Annotated in this window: 16 protein-coding genes; 8 read left to right on the forward strand and 8 right to left on the reverse strand. The window is 57.9% G+C overall.

Annotated features, from left to right (window positions below; all coding sequences use genetic code 11):
* The 3 genes from VF639_RS20480 to VF639_RS20490 form a co-directional block, all read right to left on the reverse strand.
* Positions 1 to 1,831: outer membrane beta-barrel family protein (locus tag VF639_RS20480; RefSeq protein ID WP_331147806.1), on the reverse strand; the 1,831-nt coding region annotated here is incomplete at its 3' end.
* Between the two features lie 29 nt (positions 1,832 to 1,860).
* Positions 1,861 to 2,541 carry a TonB-dependent receptor gene (locus VF639_RS20485; RefSeq protein ID WP_331147838.1) on the reverse strand — a complete coding sequence of 227 codons (681 nt, stop codon included), beginning with the start codon at positions 2,539 to 2,541 and terminating at the stop codon, positions 1,861 to 1,863.
* The gene (locus VF639_RS20490) at positions 2,538 to 2,675 is read right to left on the reverse strand and encodes a hypothetical protein (protein ID WP_331147839.1); all 138 of its coding nucleotides are present in this window, start codon (positions 2,673 to 2,675) and stop codon (positions 2,538 to 2,540) included. The genes VF639_RS20485 and VF639_RS20490 overlap by 4 nt, the downstream gene beginning before the upstream one ends.
* A 324-nt stretch (positions 2,676 to 2,999) precedes the next feature.
* Between VF639_RS20490 and VF639_RS20495 the strand changes: the two genes are divergently transcribed.
* Entirely contained in the window at positions 3,000 to 4,352 is a 1,353-nt protein-coding gene (locus VF639_RS20495; protein WP_331147807.1) for a cobyrinic acid a,c-diamide synthase CobB, read from the forward strand.
* Here VF639_RS20495 and cbiB read toward each other — a convergent pair.
* Genes cbiB through VF639_RS20510 form a run of 3 tightly spaced genes read right to left on the reverse strand, consistent with a single transcriptional unit; the run spans position 4,286 to position 7,810 of the window.
* Entirely contained in the window at positions 4,286 to 5,311 is a 1,026-nt protein-coding gene (gene cbiB / locus VF639_RS20500) for an adenosylcobinamide-phosphate synthase CbiB (protein ID WP_331147808.1), read from the reverse strand. The genes VF639_RS20495 and cbiB overlap by 67 nt on opposite strands.
* The gene (locus tag VF639_RS20505; RefSeq protein ID WP_331147809.1) at positions 5,287 to 6,318 is read right to left on the reverse strand and encodes an aminotransferase class I/II-fold pyridoxal phosphate-dependent enzyme; all 1,032 of its coding nucleotides are present in this window, start codon (positions 6,316 to 6,318) and stop codon (positions 5,287 to 5,289) included. Before VF639_RS20505 ends, cbiB begins: the two co-directional genes overlap by 25 nt.
* A 19-nt stretch (positions 6,319 to 6,337) precedes the next feature.
* Positions 6,338 to 7,810, reverse strand: a complete 1,473-nt coding sequence (locus VF639_RS20510) for a cobyric acid synthase (RefSeq protein ID WP_331147810.1) — start codon at positions 7,808 to 7,810, stop codon at positions 6,338 to 6,340.
* A 249-nt stretch (positions 7,811 to 8,059) separates the two neighbouring features.
* Between VF639_RS20510 and VF639_RS20515 the strand changes: the two genes are divergently transcribed.
* From VF639_RS20515 to VF639_RS20545, 7 genes are all read left to right on the forward strand, one after another.
* Positions 8,060 to 8,617, forward strand: coding sequence for a hypothetical protein (locus tag VF639_RS20515; protein ID WP_331147811.1), 558 nt, complete (start codon positions 8,060 to 8,062; stop codon positions 8,615 to 8,617).
* A 118-nt stretch (positions 8,618 to 8,735) separates the two neighbouring features.
* Positions 8,736 to 11,048, forward strand: coding sequence for a TonB-dependent receptor (locus tag VF639_RS20520; protein WP_331147812.1), 2,313 nt, complete (start codon positions 8,736 to 8,738; stop codon positions 11,046 to 11,048).
* Between the two features lie 109 nt (positions 11,049 to 11,157).
* Positions 11,158 to 12,033 carry a heme/hemin ABC transporter substrate-binding protein gene (locus VF639_RS20525; RefSeq protein ID WP_331147813.1) on the forward strand — a complete coding sequence of 292 codons (876 nt, stop codon included), beginning with the start codon at positions 11,158 to 11,160 and terminating at the stop codon, positions 12,031 to 12,033.
* On the forward strand, positions 12,033 to 13,109 hold the full coding sequence (locus VF639_RS20530; protein WP_331147814.1) for a FecCD family ABC transporter permease: 1,077 nt from the start codon (positions 12,033 to 12,035) through the stop codon (positions 13,107 to 13,109). The genes VF639_RS20525 and VF639_RS20530 overlap by 1 nt, the downstream gene beginning before the upstream one ends.
* A gap of 5 nt (positions 13,110 to 13,114) precedes the next feature.
* Positions 13,115 to 13,930, forward strand: a complete 816-nt coding sequence (locus VF639_RS20535) for a heme ABC transporter ATP-binding protein (RefSeq protein WP_331147815.1) — start codon at positions 13,115 to 13,117, stop codon at positions 13,928 to 13,930.
* Positions 13,931 to 14,051: 121 nt separating this feature from the next.
* Positions 14,052 to 14,375, forward strand: a complete 324-nt coding sequence (locus tag VF639_RS20540; protein WP_331147816.1) for a Dabb family protein — start codon at positions 14,052 to 14,054, stop codon at positions 14,373 to 14,375.
* A gap of 285 nt (positions 14,376 to 14,660) precedes the next feature.
* On the forward strand, positions 14,661 to 17,855 hold the full coding sequence (locus VF639_RS20545) for a TonB-dependent receptor (RefSeq protein WP_331147817.1): 3,195 nt from the start codon (positions 14,661 to 14,663) through the stop codon (positions 17,853 to 17,855).
* A gap of 209 nt (positions 17,856 to 18,064) precedes the next feature.
* Here VF639_RS20545 and VF639_RS20550 read toward each other — a convergent pair whose 3' ends face one another.
* Together VF639_RS20550 and VF639_RS20555 are read right to left on the reverse strand one after the other, a co-directional pair.
* Positions 18,065 to 19,504: a TolC family protein gene (locus VF639_RS20550; RefSeq protein ID WP_331147818.1), complete on the reverse strand. Its 1,440-nt coding sequence runs from the start codon at positions 19,502 to 19,504 to the stop codon at positions 18,065 to 18,067.
* A complete protein-coding gene (locus tag VF639_RS20555) occupies positions 19,497 to 22,688 on the reverse strand; it encodes an efflux RND transporter permease subunit (RefSeq protein ID WP_331147819.1) in 3,192 nt (1,063 codons plus the stop codon). Before VF639_RS20555 ends, VF639_RS20550 begins: the two co-directional genes overlap by 8 nt.
* Positions 22,689 to 22,812 lie beyond the last annotated feature (124 nt).

Below are 22,812 nucleotides of genomic sequence, written 5' to 3' on the forward strand. Positions count from 1 at the left end.
CGCCGGGCGAGGTCATGCCCGGCGGCACTACCGGCGTAGAAGGTAAGCTACGTGGCGGTTCAGCCGGCGCAACCGATTTGCTAGCTGGACTAGTGGGAGCCGGAGCCGGGGGTGAAGTTGCCGGAGCTTTAGGAGCAGTTGGTCGGGTAGCTTCGGGCGTGCTGCCGCTACCCTGGCTACCTCCCCCATTCTCGTCTGTTTTCAAGTCGTTGTTTTGCACGCCTTTGTGCGCACGAGGCTCCGCGGTTAGCTTGCCGATGCGGTAGCTGAAGTACACCTTGAAGCTCGTCAGGTGCTGCACGGCGGTACTGTGCTGGGTAAGCAGCAGACTCGTAATCTCACTGCGAACTGTATTGCGGGGCGAAAAGAAGTTTTCCGCCCCCAAACCCAAGCTGCCTTTCTTCTGGGCAAAGTCGTGCTTGAGGCTGAAGCTGTAGAGTGCAAAACTGCTTTGCGACCCTTGCAACTGCACCTGCTGCCCCCGGTAGAAACCGAACACTTGTAACCCCCAATTTTTGGGCAAGGCATAGCTCCCATACAGCCGCCCGCCCACTACCAGTCCCGCGTTGCGAGCGGCATAAGTGGGGTCGGCCACGTTGTTGCACAGCACGGCGTAGTAGGTATCTATTCCACCAGTAAGACTGAACTTATCGCCAGAGTTGAGGCTGGCAAACACGCTGCCCCCGTAAGCACTTTCTTGCCCGATGTTCTCATAACTAATCAGTATCGCACCAGGGTAATTCAACTCCCCAAGCGGGGTGCGCACCGACTGTATGGAACCGTTGGTTGTGCGCACGAACGCGCTGACGTTCAGGTTGGCCTGCTTTAGCAGCGTACTGTACCCCAGGTCATAGTTGTTGGTGTATTCGGGGCGCAGCAGGGGGTTGCCCTGGGTCTGAATCAGGGGGTTGGCGGCTTGTAGATTCGGGTTCAGAAATTGCAGCGAGGGGCGCTGAATACGGCGGTTATAAGCCAGGCGCAGCGCATTACCATTCCGAAGCTTGTGGAGCAGACTCACACTTGGTACCAGAAGTCCGTAATCAGGGATGTCGCCGACCGAGCCGGTGCCGTAATTGGCAGTAATTCCGGTGTATTCATAGCGCACACCGGGTTTCAGGGTGAAGTTTTTGGGCAGCGCCACCGTGTAGGCCACGTAGGCCGACGCTACGTTTTGGTTGTAGCGAAAGGAGTTGTCGGCTTGCGTGCCAGCGAGTTGGCCGTAGTAACTGTAGGTGCTGCGCACTGTCCGCGCAATGTCTTTCACGCCCGCTTCCAGGAGTTGATTTTTACCTGTTGGGGTTTGGTAGTCCACCTGGGCCGTTACTTCCTGGTTGGCGCTCGGGTTGGTGTTACCTGCTGTACCAGTGGCGTTAACCTCACTGGCGGCGTAGATGTTGTTATTGAAATTGTAAGTGCGGTCGTTGCGGCTGAATAGTGCCAGCACGCTCAACTCGCGTTGGGCCAGCGCATAGGTATGCGTGTAGCTGAGGCTGGCATCTACCGTGCCCGACTCATCGGTCGTCTTCACGTTGCGCACCGACGAGGCAGTACTCCCCGTTGCCAGTTGGGTGATACTGGTGGCCAGTGCATCCTGGTAGGTGGTTGCGTTGCGCGTGCCATAAGCTAAGGAGGCCGCCAGCGAATGGTGCGGGTTCAGATCGTAGTCCCAGCCCAGGGTGTAGCGGCCAAACAGCTGGTTTTGGCGCGTGCCCGCCGCCTGGGCAGTGTGAGTTTGCAAGCCCGTCGGCAGGTTGGTCGTTACCTGGTCGTTGTCGAAGCTGCCCGGCGTGTTGTAGCCCGCCCGGCCAAAGCCCCCGAGCGCGAAGCCCATCTTTCCGGTGCGGTAGCCCCCATTCAGGTTCAGCGTACCCGAGCGGGTGCCCCGCTGCCATCCAGACTCAGTTGCCCGCCGCGCAGCGTGTTCGTTTTGGTGATGATGTTAATGATACCACCCGAGCCTTCGGCATCATATTTGGCCGATGGGGACGTGATAACCTCCACCGCTTTAATCTGGTCGGCTGGAATCTGGCGCAGGCCATCGGCAATGCTGTTGGCCGTAATGGTGGAAGGCTTATTGTTAATCAGCACCTTGATGTTGCTACTGCCCCGTACACTAACGTTGCCATCGAGGTCTACGCTGAGTTGGGGCACGCGTTTGAGTACGTCCGTGGCATCGCCTCCACGAGTGGTCTGGTCCTGGTCCGCGTTATAAACGGTGCGGTCTACCTTTTCTTCAATCAGGGGTTTGCGGGCCGTGACCACTACTTCGCTTAGCTGTTGCGTAGCGGGCAGCAGCGGGAGCGTACCAAGGGCCACAGTACCTCCCTCAGCGGGCACCACTATTGCTGACCGCACCAGGTCCTGGTAGCCCAGGAAACTAACGCGAAGGGTATAGCGACCCGGTGCCAGGCCGGGTAACACCAACTGCCCATCTTCGCCGCAGACGCTGCCAGTTACGGGGGTGCCCGCCTCGGTGAGGACTACTACGGAAGCGTAGGCGATGGCTTTGCTGGTACTGCTAGTAGTTACCGTACCCGTCAGACGGCTAGGCGGGCAGCAACTCCTGGTACAGCCCCGGTGGGACGGGCGGGCGCTTGTTGGCCATGAGCAAAGACAATGGTGCCCGCTAAAGCCGTAGCTAATAAGATGGCAACAGGGGTAAAAGGTAAAGCCATAGCAAGCAAGTAGCTTCTTTGAGGCGTGTTTAACTACCAGAGGGGGGCACTGCACTAATCTTTTAACATAGTTTAACAGTAGGCCGCAACCACCTGCGCAATCAAAGGCACTGGTTGGCAGCAGAGCCGTAAGCCGTAATTAAACGGTAAAATTGCGCAGGATTCCACTCCGCAACAGCCGTAGCCGCCCTCACAGACCGACGCGTTAGGCGAAGCTGGCTTGAGAACAACCAATCATGGACCGCCTGTATTGGGATGAGTAGTCCTGCAAACTGATCTTCGCTACAAGCCGGGCAGCAGTAAATCCTAGTTATTCTTCGTTTGATGGAAATGCCAGAAGTACATGCCGCAGCTAGCTCCGCAAAGTCCCAGTTTCTGATTGCAGCCCCGAGCAGCGGCAGCGGCAAAACCACCCTCACGCTAGGCTTGCTGCGGGTGCTGGCCTGGCGCGGACTCACAGTGCAGCCCTTCAAGTGCGGGCCCGACTACCTCGATACCCACCACCACACCCAGGCCGCCGGCCGGCCCAGCCTCAACCTGGATTTGTTTATGGCCTCGGCCACCCACGCGCAGGCCACTTATGCCCGCTACACCACGGCCGCTGATGTGGCCGTGGTGGAAGGCGTTATGGGCCTCTTCGATGGGGCCGACCGCATGCAAGGCAGTGCCGCCGCCGTGGCCGAGTTGCTCGGTATTTCGGTCGTTCTGGTGGTGAATGCCCGGGCCATGGCCTACTCGGTGGCTCCGCTGCTGTTTGGGTTCAAGAACTTCTATCCCGGTATTCGCTTGGTCGGCGCCATCTTCAACTTCGTTGATACTGCCTCACACTACCACTTTCTGCGCGAGGCCTGCGAGGATATAGGGGTAACTGCCCTGGGCTACTTGCCCAACAACCCAGCCTTTGCCATACCCTCGCGGCACTTAGGCTTGTCCATCGACACCGATATCCAATATGAAGCTATCGTGGAGGCCTTGGCGGAGACGCTGCCCGACACCGTGGACGTTGAACAGCTGCTGGCCGTTACCAGTGCGCTGGCCCCAGTAGCAGAGCCAGTTTTGCCGGTGGCGCTGAAGCCGGGAAACCGGCGCATTGCGGTGGCTCGCGACGCAGCGTTTACATTCACTTACCATCAGAACCTGCAGGCGCTTAGCCAATTTGGGGAGCTTACTTACTTCAGTCCCTTAACTGACAAGCAACTGCCGCCGGGCACCGATTTTCTGTATCTACCCGGTGGCTATCCCGAGTTGTTTGCAGCAGAACTGAGCGCCAACACGAGCATGCGTACCAGCATAGCGGCATACTGTGCCGCAGGCGGAGTAGCTTACGCCGAATGCGGTGGGCTGATGTATCTGGGACGCGCCATCGTCACTGCGCAAGGCGAGTCCTTTCCTATGGCAGGTGTACTGCCTGGCACTACCTCCATGGAAAACGCCAAGATGACGCTAGGCTACCGCGCTTTGACGTGGAGCGGCTTACAGGTCAAAGGCCACGAATTTCATTATTCTCGACTCGAAGACCATGGCCTTGTGGCAGCGCCGCTAGAAGTTACCAATGCCAAAGGGGTACCGGTACCCGTCCAAGTGTACCGGCACGGCAACGTATGGGCCTCCTACATGCACCTGTATTGGGGTGAAGACTCCGCCTTTATAGCGCAGCTGCTTGATTCAAGCAAATAAGCTCCGGCCTTGCTTCGACCAAGCTGCCACCAAAACAACCCCAAAATACCGGCTACCACTACGGCGCATACGCTGTGATTGAGGCGGGCCACGCGGCTGATTTCGTCGTACGCTAACTGGCGCGGATTGTGGCCGATATAGGGTTTGGGCACCAGTTGGCCATGGTAGTAGTTGGGGCCGCCGAAGCGGCAGTCGAGCACGCCGGCTAAAGCCGCTTCGGGGTAGCCAGCATTAGGACTTTTGTGCTGGTGGCCATACTCTAGGATAAAGCGCCAGCCTTGCTTGCTCCAACCCAATGCGGCCAACAGGCCGGCTGTGAGACGGGCCGGCACGAGGTTAACCACATCATCGAGGCGGGCAGCGAACTTGCCGAACAACTCGTAACGGGGGTTGCGGTAACCCACCATCGAGTCGAGGGTGTTTACCATTTTGTAGGCCATCAGGCCCGGTACGCCCGCCAGGGCGTAGTAGAACAGAGGCGCCACCACCCCATCGCTGAGGTTTTCGGCCAGGCTTTCAAGCACGGCGGTACGGATTTGCTGGGCATCGAGCTGGGCGGTGTCGCGGCCCACGATGCGGGCCAGCTGGTGGCGGCCCGCTTCTAGGCCGTCCCGCTCCAGCACGTCGAATACGGCCTGGCCCTCGCGAACTAAACCGGTGTTGGCTAGTCCGTAAAACACCCAGGCGCTGTTGATAGCTATTCCTAAGGCCGGCGGTGCTTTCTCCCAAGCCTTATCGAGCAGCGTGAACAAGAAGAATGTGCCCCCCACTAGGCCTCCAGCCAACATGGCTCCCTTCACAAAGCGGTACGAGCCGTGGTTGAGCTGCTGCTCGCCAACGGCAATCAGCTTCCCATAAGTGCGCACCGGATGGGGCCAGTTCTCGGGGTCAGCTAGCAGCAGGTCGAGCAGGTAGCCGGCCGTCAGCGGGGCGGCTAGGCGGGCGAAGCGGTGGTCCATTCTTGGAGGGCGTTTACGAGAAGTTGATTATCGGCCGGGCTGCGGGTGCCAATGCGGAAATGGGCTGGGGTCAGGCCTCGAAAGTTCGCTGCATCCCGAATTAACAAGCCGTGGTGGATTAGCAGCCAGCGCTTCAGTTCAGCCGCCGTGCCGCGCCGCGTAACGCCCAGGAAATAGTGCGTGTGGCTCGGCAGAATTTCAAGACCTGGGTTTGCGCTTAGCTGAGCGCTCAATGCCGCTTTATCGGCCAGCAGCTGGGTTATGGGGGGCTGCACCTGCGCGTAGTTTTCAAACAAGAACCGTCCGGCCGCTGCAGCCAGCGCATTTACTGCCCACGGGGCCTTGTGCTGCGTGAGTTGCTTGATGAGTGCCGCCGAGGCCAGTATGTAGCCAAGCCGTAAACCTGGAATTGCATAAGCCTTGGTTGAAGACCGCATAATCAGCAAATTATCAAACTGATCCAGCAAGTGAACAGCCGTTGAGATGCTGGTTGTAAACTCGATAAAAGCCTCATCGAGCACGAACACCGTGCGTGGGTTTGCGGCCAGCAAAGCCGCCAACACTTCTGGACCTAACACGCTGCCGGTCGGGTTGTTGGGGTTGCAAACAAACAGCAACTCGCTGCTTAGCGGGATGTCGGGCTGCAGCTCTTCCCAGGCTAAAAACTGCAACTGATGGCCGTGTTGGCGACAGGCGTCTTCGTACTCGGCGAAGGCGGGTGAAAGCACCGTGCTGCGCTGCCCGGCCCAGGTTTGCGCTATTAGGTAGATGCTCTCGGTGGTGCCGCTGCTCACCAGCACCTGTGTTGGCGCTAGGCTGTGGTGGGCGGCTATCTGGGCAGCCAGGCTTTCGGCCAGCACCTCGGGGTAGCGGTTGACGGCAGCCCACTGGCTGAAAACGTACTCTTTCAAGCCGGCGGGCTCGCCTCCGTACCAGACGTTGGTGCTGAAATCGGCTACGATAGGGTGGGAATGGCGGTAGCCGTCGTCGCCGTGGCCATGCAGCATAAGGCAGAGGTAAGGTGAATCAAGATTGCAAGGCGGCGTAAATCTGCTGCATATCCACGTTTTCGCGGATCAGAGTGGCCAGGCGGTTGAACTGCTCGTCTTTGAAGACGGCGAAATCGAAGGGCTCTTTGGCTTGCTCCTGGGTATAAGGCGCCAGCAGCTGGTCGACCACGGTGGGGTTGTCGAGGATGCCGTGCAGGTAGGTTCCCCAGCAGCGCGGCCCGGCAAAGTAGCCATCGGGCGAACCGTCGGCGAGGATAGCTACGGGCTGCGCGGGGCCGTCGGCGGTGGTGGTGCCCATGTGGATTTCGTAGCCCTGGCAGTCGGCCGTGGCCTGGTCGCGGAAAGCGAAGCGGCGCTGCTCGGTGGTTTTCTTGCCTTGCAGCACAGTGCGCACGGGCAGCAAACCCAGGCCAGCAGTGGCCGCTACTTGGCTTTCTACGCCCGTGGGGTCTTCCACTGAGCGGCCCAGCATCTGGTAGCCGCCGCAGATGCCCACCACCGTTTTGCCAGCGCGGTGCGCTTGCACGACGGCGGCGGCCAAGCCGTTGTTTTTCAGGGTTATCAGGTCGTCGATGGTATTTTTGCTGCCGGGCAGGACAATGATATCCGCTTCGGTTATTTCACTGGCGTCGTGGGTGTAGAACAGGTGCACGCGCGGGTCGTGGCCGAGTACGTCGAAGTCGGTGAAGTTGGACATGCGGCCAAGCAGCACCACGGCCACCTGCACGCGGCCGGCGGGGCCAGCACCACGTTGTTTGCGGGCCAGGACAACCGAGTCTTCTTCTTCCAGAAAAATGTCGCGGAAGTACGGCAGCACGCCCACCACGGGCACGCCGGTCAGGTCCTCAAGCTGCTGACGGCCGTCGGCAAACAGCCGGGCATCGCCCCGGAACTTGTTGATCAGGATGCCTTTGATGCAGGCTTTTTCCTCGGGTTCCAGTAAAGCCAACGTGCCGTATACGCTGCCGAAGATGCCGCCCCGGTCGATATCGGCAATTAAATAGGTGGCGGCGCCGGCGTGGCGGGCCATGCGCAGATTGGTGATGTCGCGCTGCTTCAAATTCAGCTCCGAGATGCTGCCTGCGCCTTCCAGCACCACCGGCGAATAGCGCGCTGCCAGCCGGTCAAAGGCCTGGGTGGCGGCCACGAACAGCTCGTGCCGGTCGTTTGCCCGGAAGTACTCGTAGGCCGACTGCGTACCGATGGGTTGGCCATTGAGCACTACCTGCGAGGTTTGGTCGGAAGTAGGCTTGAGCAACACCGGATTCATATCGACGTGGCAGGGCACGCCGGCGGCTTCGGCCTGCATGGCCTGGGCCCGGCCGATTTCCAGGCCCTCAGGCGTGGCGTAGCTGTTCAACGACATGTTCTGGGCCTTGAACGGGGCCGGCTGAAAGCCATCCTGCCGAAAAATCCGGCAAAACCCAGCCGTAATAACGCTCTTGCCCACGTCGGAAGCCGTGCCGACAAACATGATGGGACGAAGCATACGGAAATGAATAACAGGTAATAGAAGCACGAAAGTAGTAGCTGAACCCGCTTACAAGTCATTAAACTTAGCTTCTGTTTCCAGATTTCATAAACCAAGGGCAACACCCGGCTTTGTGCTCAGTGCTCCGCGTAGCTCGTTAAAAACAGATTGTGTGCTACGATACGCTTGGTGGCTTCACTGCTTCAGCTTATCTGATTGTTTTTAAACTAAGATTTTAATCTACTTTTAAGCTGTTAACTACGCCGCTTGAAATACCTTCTTACTTTTCTGCTACTCACCGTCTTCCTCTACAACTTAGTGGGGGTGTACCCGGTGGCTATGTGGCACCAGCAACAGCTACGGCGCGCCGCTGAGCGCATGCGCCATGCCGCCTTGCCCGACGAATCATTGGTACGCATTGTGGTAGCACGGCAGTTGAAGCAGGCGGAACCGCAAGTGCATTGGCAGGAAGAGCACGAATTCCTATACCGCGGGCAGCTCTACGATGTGCTTAGGCAGCACGCTACCTCGGATTCTATCACCTATTTCTGCTGGCACGACCACGACGAGGAAAAGCTGCTAGCCGGCCTCGTCAAACACGTTCAGGAATACGCGCACCCAGCCGCAGGGGCGCGCAAGTCAGCAAAAAAGGTGTTCACCTATTTATTTAAGTTAAGCTACTTGTTGCCTGAGAGTGGCTTTGCACTCGCAGCCGGGGGCACTGAAAGCAAACAAGCGTACCCCGAGTATGCTACGTTGCTGCCCTTCTTTGCAGCAATGGTGCCTTTCCCACCGCCCTGGCCCCTAGCCTTTTTGCTCGGGTAATTACGCCCAAGCATGTAGCCGCACAGGGTAGCTGTGCATTTTTGATTTGCCATTTTTCGCTTCTTCTACCAGAAGCTGGGCTTACTATTCTGACCGTTTAGGTCTTTCTTTTTTACCTATGAAAATTCTTTTTACCACGTTTCTGCTACTCGCAGTGATGCTCGTGCGTATGCCCGCTTGGGCGCAATACACTGCTGTCGGTACAGTGCTGGATCAGCAAACCCGCCAGCCAGTGGTAGGTGCCGCGGTTGTAGTTGCCGGGCAGATTACGGCCGTAGCCACCGATGCTCAAGGACGATTCTCACTAACTGCCGACGAGGAATTTCGGGTCGTACGCGTGCAGTCGTTGGGGTATGCCACGCAGGAAGTCACCCTCAAAAACCCTTCGGTTCCGCTCGTTGTCAGCTTGGCGCCTTCCAACACGGGTTTGAGCGAAGTGCAGGTAATTGGCTATGGCACGGGCACGGAGCGTAAGCTACTCGAAACCCCGGCCGCCCTGACCATAGTAACCGAGAAAGACTTGCAGCGCAATAACACCATCTTCCTGCAAAACACCCTCAACCAAGTGCCGGGCGTGCGCATGAACGTGCGCAGCGCCACCTCGCAGTCCAACCTGGTGATTCGTGGCATTGGCAGCACTTACGGGCGCTTTAGCATCCGCGGCATCAAGCTCTACCAAAACGGCATTCCGCTGTCGGAAGCTGACGGCACCGCTTCGCTCGACGACCTCGACTACACCACCCTGGGCCGGATCGAGGTTATCAAAGGGCCGGCCTCCACTATTTACGGCGCTACACTGGGCGGAGTAGTATCGTTCCAGACCCGCAAAGCCACCCCCGGCACCAGCATCAACCTAGGTACTACCGTGGGCAAATATGGCTTGCTGCGCACCAACACCGGCATCGGCGTTGGTACCGATAAGGTGAACCTGCTAGTAAACTATGGCCACCAGGAAACCCGCGGCTTCCGCGACGCGCACTCCAACAGCCGCAAAGATTACGTAACCGTGGCCGGCGACTTCTACGTGAGTGAAAAGCAGACGCTGAGCGTACTGGGCACCTACACCAACCAGCACGACAACTACGCCGGCGAGCTGGACAGCACCGACTTTTTCAGCAGCTACACCAAGACCGCGCCCGCCTATGTGCAGAAGGACATCGGCGTTGATGCCGAAATCACCCGGTTAGGTTTGACGCACACGTACCGCTTCACCCGGAACTTCGCCAATACCACCACGCTGTTCACTTCCAACACGTACTCGCTGAGCCCAGTGGAGCCGAACTTTGCCCACACCCAGCGCGGCAAGCGTGGCGTGCGTAGCGTGTTTACGTATGCGCCCGAGTTGGGCAACCTGCGCACTCGTTTTGTGGTGGGCACCGAGTACATGGCCAACCAAGACAACAACAAGCGGTACGCTATTTCGGCCGGCGGTGTGTCCGGCGCCATCACGTCCGACCAGGAGGTACGGGCAACGCAAACCAACGTCTTCGCCCAGGCAGAAGCTTCCGTAACCGAGCACACCACCGTTACGGCGGGCGTGAGCTACAACGTGGTGTCGTACGACATTCAGGACCTGATTCCGAAAACCTTGCCCGCGCTGAGTTTGACGGGCTACCGGCAGTTCAAGCCCACGTACACGCCCCGCGTGGCCGTGCTACATGCTTTCAACGACCAGTTCTCGGTGTTTGCCCAGTACAGCACGGGCTTCTCGCCGCCCATCAGCAGCCAGATTTCGTTGTCGACGGGGCCGATCAATCCGGACCTTGCGCCGGAAACCAACACCAACCTGGAGGTGGGCTCGCGCGGAACCATCCTGGGCAACCACCTCAACTACGATGTGACGCTGTTTCGGATGCACGTGAAAAACGGCTTGGTGTCCCAAACCAATGCCGACCGGGTCACTTATTTTGTGAACTCCGGGAAGTCAGAATACCAGGGCGTAGAGCTGGCGCTATCGGGCAACCTCGTGGATGTTACGAAGCCGGGCGTGCTGACCCAGGTGCGGCCCTTCATAAGCTACACCTACACCGACGCTGAGTTCAACAACTATCAATTGGGCGTCAACGACTTTCATGGCAAGCAGGTCACGGGCTCGTTCAAAAACCTGTTTACCGGGGGCCTCGATGTGGAAACCCAGCCCGGCGTGTACCTCAACCTAACCTCCCAGTACACCGACCGGACGCCGATGAGCGACAACAATGCCCGCTACGCCCCCTCCTACTGGTTGTTTAATAGCCGCCTCGGGATTCGCAACAAGCTGGCCGGCCACCTAGGCTATGACGTTTTTGGCGGCCTCGACAACATCGGCGACAAGCGTTACGTGGCTTCGGTAGCCCTAAACCAGGCCACCCCGGCGGGGCGCCCCACGTTCTACAACCCCGGTATGCCGCGCAACTGGTACGCAGGAGCTAATCTGAGCTACACTTTCTAACGTTAATTCAAGAGTTGAAGTGTCGGGCTACCTAGGGCACGTGCCCAACAAGACTATGCCCTAGCTAACTCGATGCTTCAACTTCTTACGTCCAGGCAATCTTCTCTACATGAAAAAAATAATATACTCTACCCTGCTGCTGGCGGCCATGGCCTGCAACCGGTTCAACAACAATGAGGCCCCCAGCACCGCTCCGCAACAGGAGCGCATCGTGTCAGTATCCAAGCAGCTAACGGAAATGATTTTTGCGCTGGGCGCGGAAAGCCGGCTTGTTGGGGTAGACTTGTCGAGCACCTACCCGGCGGCAGCTAAACAGCTGCCTACCGTGGGCTACCACCGCCTGCTCAACGCCGAAGGCATTATTTCCTTGAAACCTACCGTGGTGTATTCCGATGGCAATGTGGCCCCGGCGGCCGTTATTACCCAGGTGCAGCGCGTGGGTATTCCTATCAAGGAGTTTGCCCCGTCCAAAACGATTCCCGAAACCTGCCGGCTGCTACAGCAACTCGGCGACGAATTCGGGCAACGCCCCCAGGCTGATGAGCTGGCCAAACAACTCAGCGCCGACATGGCCAAGGCGGCCGCCATTGGCAAACAATTCCCCGACCATCCCAAGGTGGTAATTATTCACTACGGCCTGCAAAAGAATATTTATCTGGCCATGGGCCAGCAAAGTATTGGTACGCAAATGGTGGCCTGGGCCGGCGGGGTCAACTCGCTTAACGCCGCCGAAGGAATGAAGCCGATCAGCCCCGAGTTGATTGCCGAAGCGCAGCCCGACGTGATTCTAGCCACTGATTTTGGTTATGACCGGCAAGGCGGGCTCGACAAATTCAAGCAGCTACCTGGAGTAGCGCTTACCCCGGCCGCCAAAAACAACCGCATCTACCGCGTCGAGGAGCACGACATGGTGTACCTGGGTCCGCGCACCGGCCAGAACGTGCTAGCACTGCAAAAGCTACTTCACCAGCAACCCGCGCAGTAGTGACTCTGTCTGCTGGGCGCGTGCGCCTGTATTTCAGCGGGCTGACCGTGTGCTTGCTTGTCGTGCTGCTGCTGTCGGCCCGGCTAGGGGCCATGTCGCTAACGTATCCGGAGCTGGGCGGCTTTGTAAGTGAGGCTTTTGGGTTTGGGGCTCCATCTTCCGACCCCCTAGCAGTGCTGCACCGGGGCGTGTTCTTTCAGATTCGGCTGCCGCGGGTGCTGCTCTGTGCCTGCGTGGGGGCGGCCTTGTCGATGTCGGGTACTCTGATGCAGGCGCTGTTTCGCAACCCCATCGTGGAGCCGGGCTTGATTGGCACTTCGGCTGGCGCTGCGCTGGGAGCGGCGGTAATTTTTGTACTTGGCAACTCGCTCAGCTGGGCCAACGTGCCCGTGCTCGGTGCGCTGGTGCTGCCGGCCGCGGCTTTCGTGGGGGCGCTCGGGGCCACGGCGCTGGTGTACCGCCTATCGGCAACCCAGGGCCGGGTCACGGTGGCTTCTATGCTGCTGGCGGGCATTGCCGTGAATGCGCTGGCGGCCGGCGGCACAGGTTTCCTCTCCTACATTGCCCGCGACCCCCAGGCCCGCTCTATTACCTTCTGGAACTTGGGCAGCTTTTCCAGTGCCGACTGGCCCTCCTTCTACTTAGTGGGCTTGGTTACGGTGTTAGGTGGATGGGTGTCTTTGCGGTTTGCCAAGTCGCTGAACGCGTTGCAGCTGGGCGAGACGGAAGCGCAGTACTTAGGCATCAATGTGCGGCGCCTGCAAACTCAGATTCTGCTGCTCAACACGCTGCTGGTGGCCGTGGCTACGGCCACGGTGGGCGTTATTGGGTTTGTTGGGCTGGTGGTGCCCCACCTGCTGCGGTTGGCGGGGTTTTCCGACAACCGCCTCTTGCTTATCGGCTCCGGGCTGTTAGGCGCTATTCTGATGATAATTTCCGATACCGTGGCCCGCACCATCATTGCTCCCGCCGAGTTGCCCATTGGGGTACTCACGGCCTTTGTCGGGGCCCCGGTGTTTTTGTGGCTGCTGTCCCGGTACCGGCAGCTAACTGCCCGGGGTGGTTTCTACGCCTAGCCATTATGCTGCAAGCGCACCATGCTTCTTACGCCATCGAGGGCAACACCCTGCTCCACGACGCCACGCTGGAATGCCGGCCCGGAGAAGTAACGGTGCTGCTAGGCGCCAACGGGGCCGGCAAAACCACCCTGCTCCGCCTGCTGGCGGGCCTGTATGCGGCTAGCACCGGCCAGGTACTGCTCGATGGTCAGTTGCTGTCCAGCTTCACCAGCGCCCAGTTGGCGCAGCAACGGGCCGTGTTGTCGCAGGAAATTCACCTGGCTTTTCCGCTGAGCGTGCAAGATGTGGTCCTGATGGGGCGCTATCCCCATTTCCAGCGCCGCCCCACCCGGCACGACCAGCACATTGCGCAACAGGCGCTGGCCGACCTGGGCATGAGTAGCTTCGCGGAACGCGACTATTCCACGTTGAGCGGCGGCGAGGCCCAGAAAGTACAGATGGCCCGGGTTCTGGCCCAAATCTGGGAGCCTCCCCCCCAGGGCAGTCGGGTGCTGCTGCTCGATGAGCCAGTGTCCAGCCTCGACATCCGGTACCAGCATCAGCTGCTGCAACGGGCCCGGCAGCTGGCCCGCCAGCAGGCGATTGTAGTTACTATCCTGCACGACATCAACCTCGCTATAAATTACGCCGACCGGCTGGTACTACTTGAAAAAGGGCGTATCTGTGCCACCCTTGCCAGCCCATTCGAACTCACCGAGTATTTGTTGCAAAAAGTATTCGCGGTGGATATGCGCATCATCACCAATCCGTACACCCAAAAGCCGCTGGTGGTATATGTTGACGGAGCAGCAAACAATGGCAAGATCGAGCCCATATAAGCTCTTGTGCGCCAAGCAAAGTCTGGGCCTTCAAGCCAGTTCATCCTAAGGCAAGACAATCCTGACTTATTTAACTCATATTGCCAACAGATCGTTTCCTACTACAGACTGTACTGAGCTTATGAACGCACCCTCCTCGAAAGAACTCTTCGTTCACCACGTGTTTTTTTACACCAAAGCCGGCGCCAGCGACGCCGATAAAGCCAAACTGTTGGAAGGGCTGCAGACGCTAACGAGTATTCCTTCCATCGAAATGGCGCATATCGGGACGCCGGCCCTTACCACCCGCGACGTGATTGAGCGGAACTACACCTATTCGTGGCTGTGCTTATTCGCTAGTGCCGCGGACGAGGAAAGCTACCAGCAGCACCCGATTCACGACGATTTTCGCAACCAATACGCGCCCTACTGGGAGAAAGTAGTGATTTACGATTCGATAGGCTAAGCACCTGAGGCTTGCTATTGCCCCAAGGAGGTGCGCTAACTGAAGCCCAGCTTTGAGTGCTTCTGGCAGTACTAGGGCTAGTCGGCGGCACCAAGCCAATGGTACGCTTGGCGGTAGCCTATTCACGACCGGAGTCGTGCGCCTTTTATTCGCTTAAACAGGCAGAAAAGCAAGTTATGTTTTTGTGATTTTACAATATAGATTATTGACGTTTTCGTAACGCAGGTATGATTTTAGGGTAATAAGGTGCTTCTACTTTTGCAGCAGATCCAACGAATCCTGCAAATGGTACAAAAACTACAGAAACTGCTAGGCCTCTTTCTAATTGCGCTTTTCTGCTTTCAGCCAGTGCTACTCTCGGCCCAGACTTCGCAGGCCGGCATCAGCGGCACGGTTACCGATGAGAAAAAGCAAGGCATTCCCGGCGCCACCATTCAGGTGCGCAACGAAGGAACAGGTTTTACCACGTACACGGGCACCAACCCCAAGGGTGAGTACACCTTCCGGCAGCTGCCGCTTGGGGGGCCATACAGCATTACCGTGTCGTTTATTGGCTACGGCACCCAGACCCGGAGCGGCTACACGCTCAACCTGAGCGACGTTTTGCACCTGGATGTAGCGCTGCAAACCTCAACCAACGAGTTGGGCAACGTAGTGGTCAGCGGGTCGAGCATGAAAAGTAACATCCCCAACCTGGGCGCTTCCACCGCCGTCAACGCCACCAACATCAGCAAGCTGCCCGTAAACGGCCGCAATTTCACCTCCCTCATCGACCTTTCACCGTTGAGCCGGGGTGGCAATTTGTCGGGGCAGCTGGCTACCTCCACCAACTATACAATTGATGGGATGACCGCCAAAAACGCCACGTTCGGCGGTACGGCGGGTACGGGGGCGCCTTATTCTATTTCTATTGAGGCCATCCGGGAATTCAAGGTGGTAACCAACCAGTACGATGTAACCTACGGCCGTAGCGGGGGCGGCACCATCAACACGGCTACCAAATCTGGCACCAACACCTTCAGCGGCAGCGCCTTTTCGTTTGTGCGGGCCGACTGGTTGTCGTCGCCGTACGATATCCGGGGCAACAAGCGCAACGTGCCTTTCTCTACGTACCAGACTGGCTTCTCGCTGGGCGGCCCCATTATCAAAGACAAGGCGCAGTTCTTTGTGGCGTATGACCACCAGCGCGACGCCCGGCCGCTGCAGATTGCCGATATTCAGGGCCCGGCCGACGAGCAGCGGCTGAGCGTTACACAATCGTCGCTGGACCGGTATCTGGAAATTGCCCGCGGCAAGTATGGGGTGGCCAGTTCGCCGCAATTCGGCTCGTTCGATAAGCGCGAAAACACCGATGCCATTTTCGCCCGGATAGACTTTCAGCTCAACGACAAAAACCTGCTGACGGTCAGCAACAACTACATCTACGACAAGAACAACCAGAACATCGGCGACAACACGCCCATCAACCTATACGAAGTGTACGGGACCAGCCGCAACAAGAGCAACAGTACGCTGGCCTCGTTGCGCTCAACCCTGACGCCGCGCCTCACCAACGAGTTGAAGCTGCAACAGCTTTCGGCGTCGGTGGAAAGTATTTCGGGCAGCCAGCTGCCGGCGGGGTACGCCACCATTCCGCGGGCCATCGTGGAACGGGTTCCTTCCACGGTAAACGACAGAACAGTGTTTACGTCCATACAATTGGGCGGGCAGCGCTACGCGCCGGAATACTTCTTCAGCAACGTTTCGCAGCTCACCAACAACCTGTACTACAACACCAACAAAATCAACTTCACCTTCGGTACCGACCTGATGTACAGCCACCTCAACTCGCGGTACGGCAGCGAGGTGAACGGCCGCTTCTACTTCACCGGGCTCGACAACTTCAACAACCAGACGCCCTACCGCTACGCCCGCGAAATTCCGCTGGTAGCCGACCCGAGCGTGAAGCAGAACTTCATCAATGCCGGGCTCTATGCCCAGATGCAGGCCCCCATAGCGCCGGGGTTGGAAGTAATGGCCGGCATCCGGGCCGACTATACCACCTACCTCAACAAGCCCAACTTCAACCAAGTGGTGTTCGATGAGCTAGGCTTGAAAACCGACCATGCCTTGAACACCTTGCAGCTGCAGCCGCGGGCTCAGTTGACCTGGGATGTAGGCGAAAGACAGAAAGACATTGTGCGTTTCGGGGCCGGCATCTTCGGGTCAGATATCCTGAACTACACCATGATCAACAACATGGTATTCGACGGCACCAAGCTGGCTTCGGTGGACATCACCCGGGCCGCCACGGGCCCGAACCTGGTGCCTACCCCCAACTTCCCTGGCTACCGCAACGAGCCTTCCTCGACGCCGGGTGCCGAGCTGTTCAACGTGCCCGGCGTGCAGCGCTTGTCGACCATTAACCTCAACCGGGAAGATGCGCGCATTCCGGTGGTGTACAAGGCCAACTTCTCCTACAACCGCTTTATCACCGAGCGCTTGCGCGTGGGTTTCAGCGCCTACGCCAGCCTGGGCCGCAACAACTACATGTACACCGATGCCAACATGGTGGACCAGCCCTACTTCCGCCTCAGCAACGAAGGCAACCGGGGCGTGTACGTACCGGCCAGCACCATCAACCCCAGCAACGGCGCCGCCGACTGGACCAAAGGCCGCAAAACCGAGCAGGTAGGCCGCGTGCTGGCCTTGAACAGCGACGGCAAAGTCAACCAGTACGCCCTGGTCGTGGACGGGACGTACCGCTATTTCCAGGACGGCGAGCTGTCGTTCAGCTACACCTACAACGACAGCCGCGACAACACCTCCTACAACGGCAATGTGGCTAACTCGGCCACGCTGTTTTTACCAGTCAAAGACGACCCGCGCGACCTAAGCCAGCTCACGGCTTCCGACAACCAGTTCCGCAGCAAAGTGGTGGTGTACGGCACACTGCCTACCTTCTACGGGGTAAGCATGGGTTTGCGCTACTCCGGCATCGGCGGAACCCGCTACTCGCTGCTGGCGGCCGGCAACATAAACGGCGACTTCGTGGCTTCCAATGACCTGGCCTACATCTTCGACCCCAACGACCCGAGCGTACCCGAGCCCGTTCGCAATGCTATTCAGGGCATCCTCGACAACCCTAGTGCCAGTCCGAGCCTGAAGAAGTACGTGCGCGAAAGCATCGGGAAAGTAGCGGAACGCAACGGCGGGGTCAACGACTTTTACGGCCAGTTCGATATCCGCGTGGCCAAACGCTTCAAAACCTTCGGCAGCAAACAGTATATCGAACTGTCGGGTGACCTGTTTAACGCCGCTAATTTTCTCGGCAAGAAAAACGGCGTAACCGAAACGCTGGTCAGCCAAAATATCTACTCGATAGTGGGCTTCAACGCCGCCGCCAGCACCTACAACTACAATGTCAACCCGAACACCGGGGTAGTGGTACCCTCGGGCAATCCGTACCAGTTCCAGGTGGGTTTACGCTACGGCTTTTAAGCGTACCAGCCGACGGCTTTCTATCGGCACACCTTACTTACGGGAAGGTTGCAGAACGAACCGCCTTTCTATAATACCAAGCGCCCTGACTGTGAGCAGTCAGGGCGCTTGGTATTTAGTGGCTGCCGGATAGTGAAGCTACTATTCGAGGATGCGCGCTATGAAGCTAGTTTCCTTCAACAGTACTACTCCCGCAATTCGCTTCTGATTTACTGCCAGCCGCCACCCAATGCCCGATATACATTGATCGTGGCGTTCAGTTGCTGCATCTTGGTTTCAATCAAGTCGAATTTCGATTCCAGGGCGTCGCGCTGGGTGAATAACACTTCCGTATAGTCGGCCCGGGCGGAGCGGAAGAGGCTGCTGGAAATGGTGCTCGACTGGTTGAGGGCCTGCACGGCCTTTGCTTTCTCGTCGTAGCTCAGCGCCAGGTTATTGATATTGGCAAGTTGATTCGCCACCTCAACGTAGGCGTTGAGCACGGTCCGTTCGTAGTTGTACACCGCCTGCGTCTGCACGGCGTTGGCGGAGCCATACACGGCTTTTATGCCGTTGCGGTTAACCAAAGGAGCCACCAAATCACCTGCCAGGGAATACAGCATAGATTCGGGCGTAGAGAATACCAAGCCGGGTTTGAACGCCGCAAATCCTGCGGTGCCGGTGATGCGCAGCGCCGGATAGAAGTTGGCCCTGGCCACCCGCACATCCAGCTTCGCAGCCGCCAGTTGCTGCTCGGCCTGCCGGATGTCCGGCCGGTTTTGCAGCAGCTGCGCGGGTACTCCGACCTGCACAACGGTCGGCACTAAGTCGTTGAACGACGCGGCGTTGCGAACTATCGGCCGCGGATAACGGCCCACTAGGAAGTTGATCCGGTTTTCGGTTTCAACTATGCGCTGCTGAATGTTGTACTGCAGGCTTCGGGTGTTGTGGACCTGTGCTTCAAACCGTTGTACCGCCAATTCCGTCACGCGGGCCGACTCCTTTTGCAGCTTCACCAGCTCCAGGGCGTTGGTTTGCAGTTCGATGTTTTGCCGGGTGATGGTCAACTGGTTATCAAGCGCCAGCAATTCATAGTACGAATTGGCAATTTCAGTTATCAGGTTGGTGACCGTGAAGTTCCGGCCTTCAACCGTTGCCAGGTACCGGTTCGCGGCAGCGGCGCGGGCGTTGCGCAGCTTGTGCCAAATATCCACTTCCCAGCTGGCCACGGCTCCGATCTGATAGTTCGGCAACGGGTCGGGCGTGCGTCTGTCGGGCTGGATGTTGATGTTCTCCTCGGTGGCGCCCTGAAGCGTGTACCGCCCCGGACGCTCGACTTCGGCCTTAGCTCCCAAACCTACAAAAGGCAGGTATTCGCCTTTTCTGATTTGAACCTCGTTGCGGGCAATCTGGATTTCCTGCAAGGCGATGTTCAGCTCCTGATTGTTTTGCAGGGCTGTGTCAATCAGGGCAATCAGGTTAGGGTCGGTGAAAAATTGTCTCCACCGAACCGTTGCCGTACTGGCCGTATCCTTGGCGTTGGCAGTGGAGTAGCTGGCCGGCGTGTTGCGGCTCTCGTTTTTCACCACCAACTCCGGCATTTTGCAGGCCGCGAAGGCAAGCGACAGGCCCGCAGCGCTCAAGCATTGATAAAGGCGTCTCTTAAGCATAAGGCTCGGTTTCTTCAATTAATACACGGGGCTCCACGCCTTCGAATACCGGGGACTCGTTTTCGTCCCGAATCAGCTTGTTGTCGCCGGCCAGCGTGCCGAAGAAGTAATACAAGCCGGGGATAATAATTACGCCGAACACAGTGCCAAACAACATCCCGCCGAGGGCCGAGCTACCAATGGTGCGGTTGCCGATGGCACCGGCGCCCGTGGCCACTACCAGCGGAATCAGGCCGGCAATGAAGGCGAACGAAGTCATTAGAATCGGGCGGAAACGCACTTTAGCCCCTTCAATAGCCGCGTCGCGGACGGACATGCCTTCTTCGTGTTTCAGGGCCGCGAATTCAACAATCAGTACGGCGTTTTTGCCTAGCAAGCCAACAAGCATTACCAGTCCTACCTGAGCGTAAATGTCGTTGGCCAAGCCAAACATTTTGATGAACAGGAACGACCCGAACACCCCGGCAACCAGCGAGAAGATTACCGCCAGCGGGAGCAGGAAGCTTTCGTACTGCGCGGCCAGCACCAGGTACACAAACACGAGTACAATCACGAAGATGACGGTCGACTCGTTGCCGCGGCCCACTTCGTCTTTCGACAGGCCGCCCCAGTCGATGGAGTAGCCGTGGGGCAGGTCTTTGGCCACTTCCTGCACTGCCTTGATGGCCTCGCCACTGCTAAAGCCCTCGGCGGCACCACCGCGGATGGAAGCCGTAGTGTACATGTTGTAGCGGTTGATTTCGTTGGCACCCTGCGTCTTCACGATCTTCATGAAGGCTGAGAATGGCACCATTTCGCCCTTGTCGTTTTTCGCCCACATATTCAGAATGTCCTCGGGCAGCTTGCGGTATTCGGGCGAAGCCTGCACGAACACCTTGAAAAAGCGCTGGTACTTGATGAAGCCCAGCTCGTAGGTCGAGCCTACCATGATGGAGAGCGTGTTCATGGCATTGCCGATGCTCACGCCTTTCTGCATGGCCAGTTCGTTGTCAATCTTGAGCTCGTACTGCGGGTAGTTAGCTGAGAAGAAGGTGAACAGACCCGCCAACTCCTTGCGCTTTTTCAGTTTCTCCATGAACTCCTGGTTCACCTTTTCCAGGGCTTTGTAGTCGCCGGAGTTGGTTTTATCCAGCAATTGCAACTGGAAACCGCCCGCCGCGCCGTAGCCCGGTACTGCTGGTGGCTCGAAGAATTCGATGGTCGCGCCCGGAATTTCGTGCGCCTTCTTCTCGAGGTTGCCGATGATGTCGGCAATGGATTCCTTGCGCTCCGACCACGGCTTCAAGTCAAGCAACAAGGTTCCGGCGTTGGAACCCCGGCCTTCGGTAAGCACCTCGTAGCCGGCAAGAGAGGAGATGTTGGCAATGCCGGGGATGTCTTTGGCCAAGCCGGCCAGGCGCTGCGAAACCGCGTTGGTCTGCTCCAGCGTAGTGCCGGGCGGCGTCTGTACGATGGCGTAAATCAAGCCCTGATCTTCGCTCGGAATGAAGCCGGCTGGCAGCTTGGCCGTGATAGCCCAAATGCCCAGCCCGAAGGCCAGCAGCATGGCGAAGGTGATAAGGCGGTTGGCTACAATCTTCTCCAGCAAGCCAGTGTAAGCGTTGGTCAGCTTTTCAAACCCGCGGTTGAAAGCGTCGAAGAAGCGCTGAATAGGCGTTTTCTTCTTGGGCTGGCCGTGGTTGTTTTTCAGAATCATGGCGCAGAGCACCGGCGTCAAGGTCAGGGCCACGAGGCCCGAAATCACGATGGCCGTAGCCATAGTAATCGAGAACTGGCGGTAGAAAATGCCCACCGGGCCGCTCATGAACGATACCGGAATGAACACGGCCGTCATCATGATGGTAATGGCGATGATGGCCCCACTGATTTCGCCCACTACTTTGCGCACCGCATTGTAGGGTGAGAGGTGCTCTTCCTCCATCTTGGCGTGCACGGCCTCAATCACCACAATGGCGTTGTCGACCACAATACCAATTGAGAGCACCAGGGCAAAGAGCGTTATCATGTTGATGGTTAACCCAAATGCCTGCATAGCCATAAACGAGCCCACCAACGACACCGGCACGGCAATGGCCGGAATCAGCGTCGAGCGCCAGTCGCCGAGGAACAGGAACACCACCAGAGCCACCAGAATGAAGGCGTCGCGCAGGGTGTGGATTACGTTCTCGATGGAGGCGTCGAGGAAGTTCGACACGTCGTAGGTGATTTTGTAGTCCATGCCGGGCGGAAAGCTGGTTTTCTTCAACTCTTCCAGCTTGGCCTTCACTTCTTTAATCACGTCCGAGGCGTTCGAGCCGTAGGTCTGCTTCAGCACGATAGCCGCCGAGGGGTACTGGTTCAGGTTGGAGTAGATGTCGTAGTACTCCGAGCCCAGCTCCACGTTGGCTACGTCGCGCAGGTGCAGGCTTTCGCCGTTAGCGTTGGCCTTGAGGATAACGTTCTTGTACTGCTCTACGTCGTTGAAGCGGCCTTGGTAGCTCAATACGTACTCCAACGACTGCGCCTGCTTGCCGTCGGAACGGCCAATACGGCCCGGCGAGCCAATTACGCTCTGCTCGTCCAGCGCTTTCATTACATCATCAACCGAGATGTTGTAGGCGCGCATCCGGTCGGGCTTCAGCCACACGCGCATGGCGTATTGCCGGCTACCCAGAATGCTGGCCCGGCCAATACCGCCCAGGCGCTGCAGTTCGGGCAGCATGTTTACGCCGGCAAAGTTGAATAGGTACTTCATGTCGGTGTTCTTGTCCTTGGAGTACAAGTTCACGTACATCAGCATGTTAGGCACCACGCGGTTCACTACCACGCCCTCGCGCTGCACCAGCAGCGGCAAGCGGTTGAGCACCTGCGCAATGCGGGTGTTCACGTTTACTACGGCCTGGTCGGGGTTGGTGCCCAGGTTGAAAACAATCTGGATGTTGGCCTCGCCGGCACTTACCGCGTCGGAGGTCATATACTTCATGCCTGGCACCCCGTTCACAGCCTGTTCCAGCGGAATCAGTACCGACTCGGTGAGCACCTTGGCGCTGGCACCGGGATACGACGCGCTGACCATAACCAGGGGCGGCGAAATCTCGGGAAACTGTGAAGTGGGCAGCTGCATGATGGCCAGCCCGCCCATGAGCAGGATGACAACCGAAATCACAATGGCAAATACCGGCCTGCGAATGAATTTACTAAACATACTTTTTATCAGCTTTTAGCTACTAGCTTTTGGCTGTTAGCGTGGGTTCTGGAAAAAGCAGCTGGCCAATAACTATCTGCTAATAGCTCGTTGAAAGCTATCAGGTACGTGTTATTTGCTTACT

Origin of the sequence: Hymenobacter sp., from assembly GCF_036387835.1 — a bacterium.
Lineage (GTDB): Bacteria > Bacteroidota > Bacteroidia > Cytophagales > Hymenobacteraceae > Hymenobacter.

What these genes read in the sequence shown, in the direction of transcription:
- VF639_RS20545 (WP_331147817.1), top strand. Translation starts at nt 14,661, where the DNA reads ATGGTACAAAAACTACAGAAACTGCTAGGCCTCTTTCTAATTGCGCTT.
- cbiB (WP_331147808.1), bottom strand. Translation starts at nt 5,311, where the DNA reads ATGGACCACCGCTTCGCCCGCCTAGCCGCCCCGCTGACGGCCGGCTAC.
- VF639_RS20540 (WP_331147816.1), top strand. Translation starts at nt 14,052, where the DNA reads ATGAACGCACCCTCCTCGAAAGAACTCTTCGTTCACCACGTGTTTTTT.
- VF639_RS20495 (WP_331147807.1), top strand. Translation starts at nt 3,000, where the DNA reads ATGGAAATGCCAGAAGTACATGCCGCAGCTAGCTCCGCAAAGTCCCAG.
- VF639_RS20490 (WP_331147839.1), bottom strand. Translation starts at nt 2,675, where the DNA reads ATGGCTTTACCTTTTACCCCTGTTGCCATCTTATTAGCTACGGCTTTA.
- VF639_RS20550 (WP_331147818.1), bottom strand. Translation starts at nt 19,504, where the DNA reads ATGCTTAAGAGACGCCTTTATCAATGCTTGAGCGCTGCGGGCCTGTCG.
- VF639_RS20535 (WP_331147815.1), top strand. Translation starts at nt 13,115, where the DNA reads ATGCTGCAAGCGCACCATGCTTCTTACGCCATCGAGGGCAACACCCTG.
- VF639_RS20510 (WP_331147810.1), bottom strand. Translation starts at nt 7,810, where the DNA reads ATGCTTCGTCCCATCATGTTTGTCGGCACGGCTTCCGACGTGGGCAAG.
- VF639_RS20525 (WP_331147813.1), top strand. Translation starts at nt 11,158, where the DNA reads ATGAAAAAAATAATATACTCTACCCTGCTGCTGGCGGCCATGGCCTGC.
- VF639_RS20505 (WP_331147809.1), bottom strand. Translation starts at nt 6,318, where the DNA reads ATGCTGCATGGCCACGGCGACGACGGCTACCGCCATTCCCACCCTATC.
- VF639_RS20520 (WP_331147812.1), top strand. Translation starts at nt 8,736, where the DNA reads ATGAAAATTCTTTTTACCACGTTTCTGCTACTCGCAGTGATGCTCGTG.
- VF639_RS20555 (WP_331147819.1), bottom strand. Translation starts at nt 22,688, where the DNA reads ATGTTTAGTAAATTCATTCGCAGGCCGGTATTTGCCATTGTGATTTCG.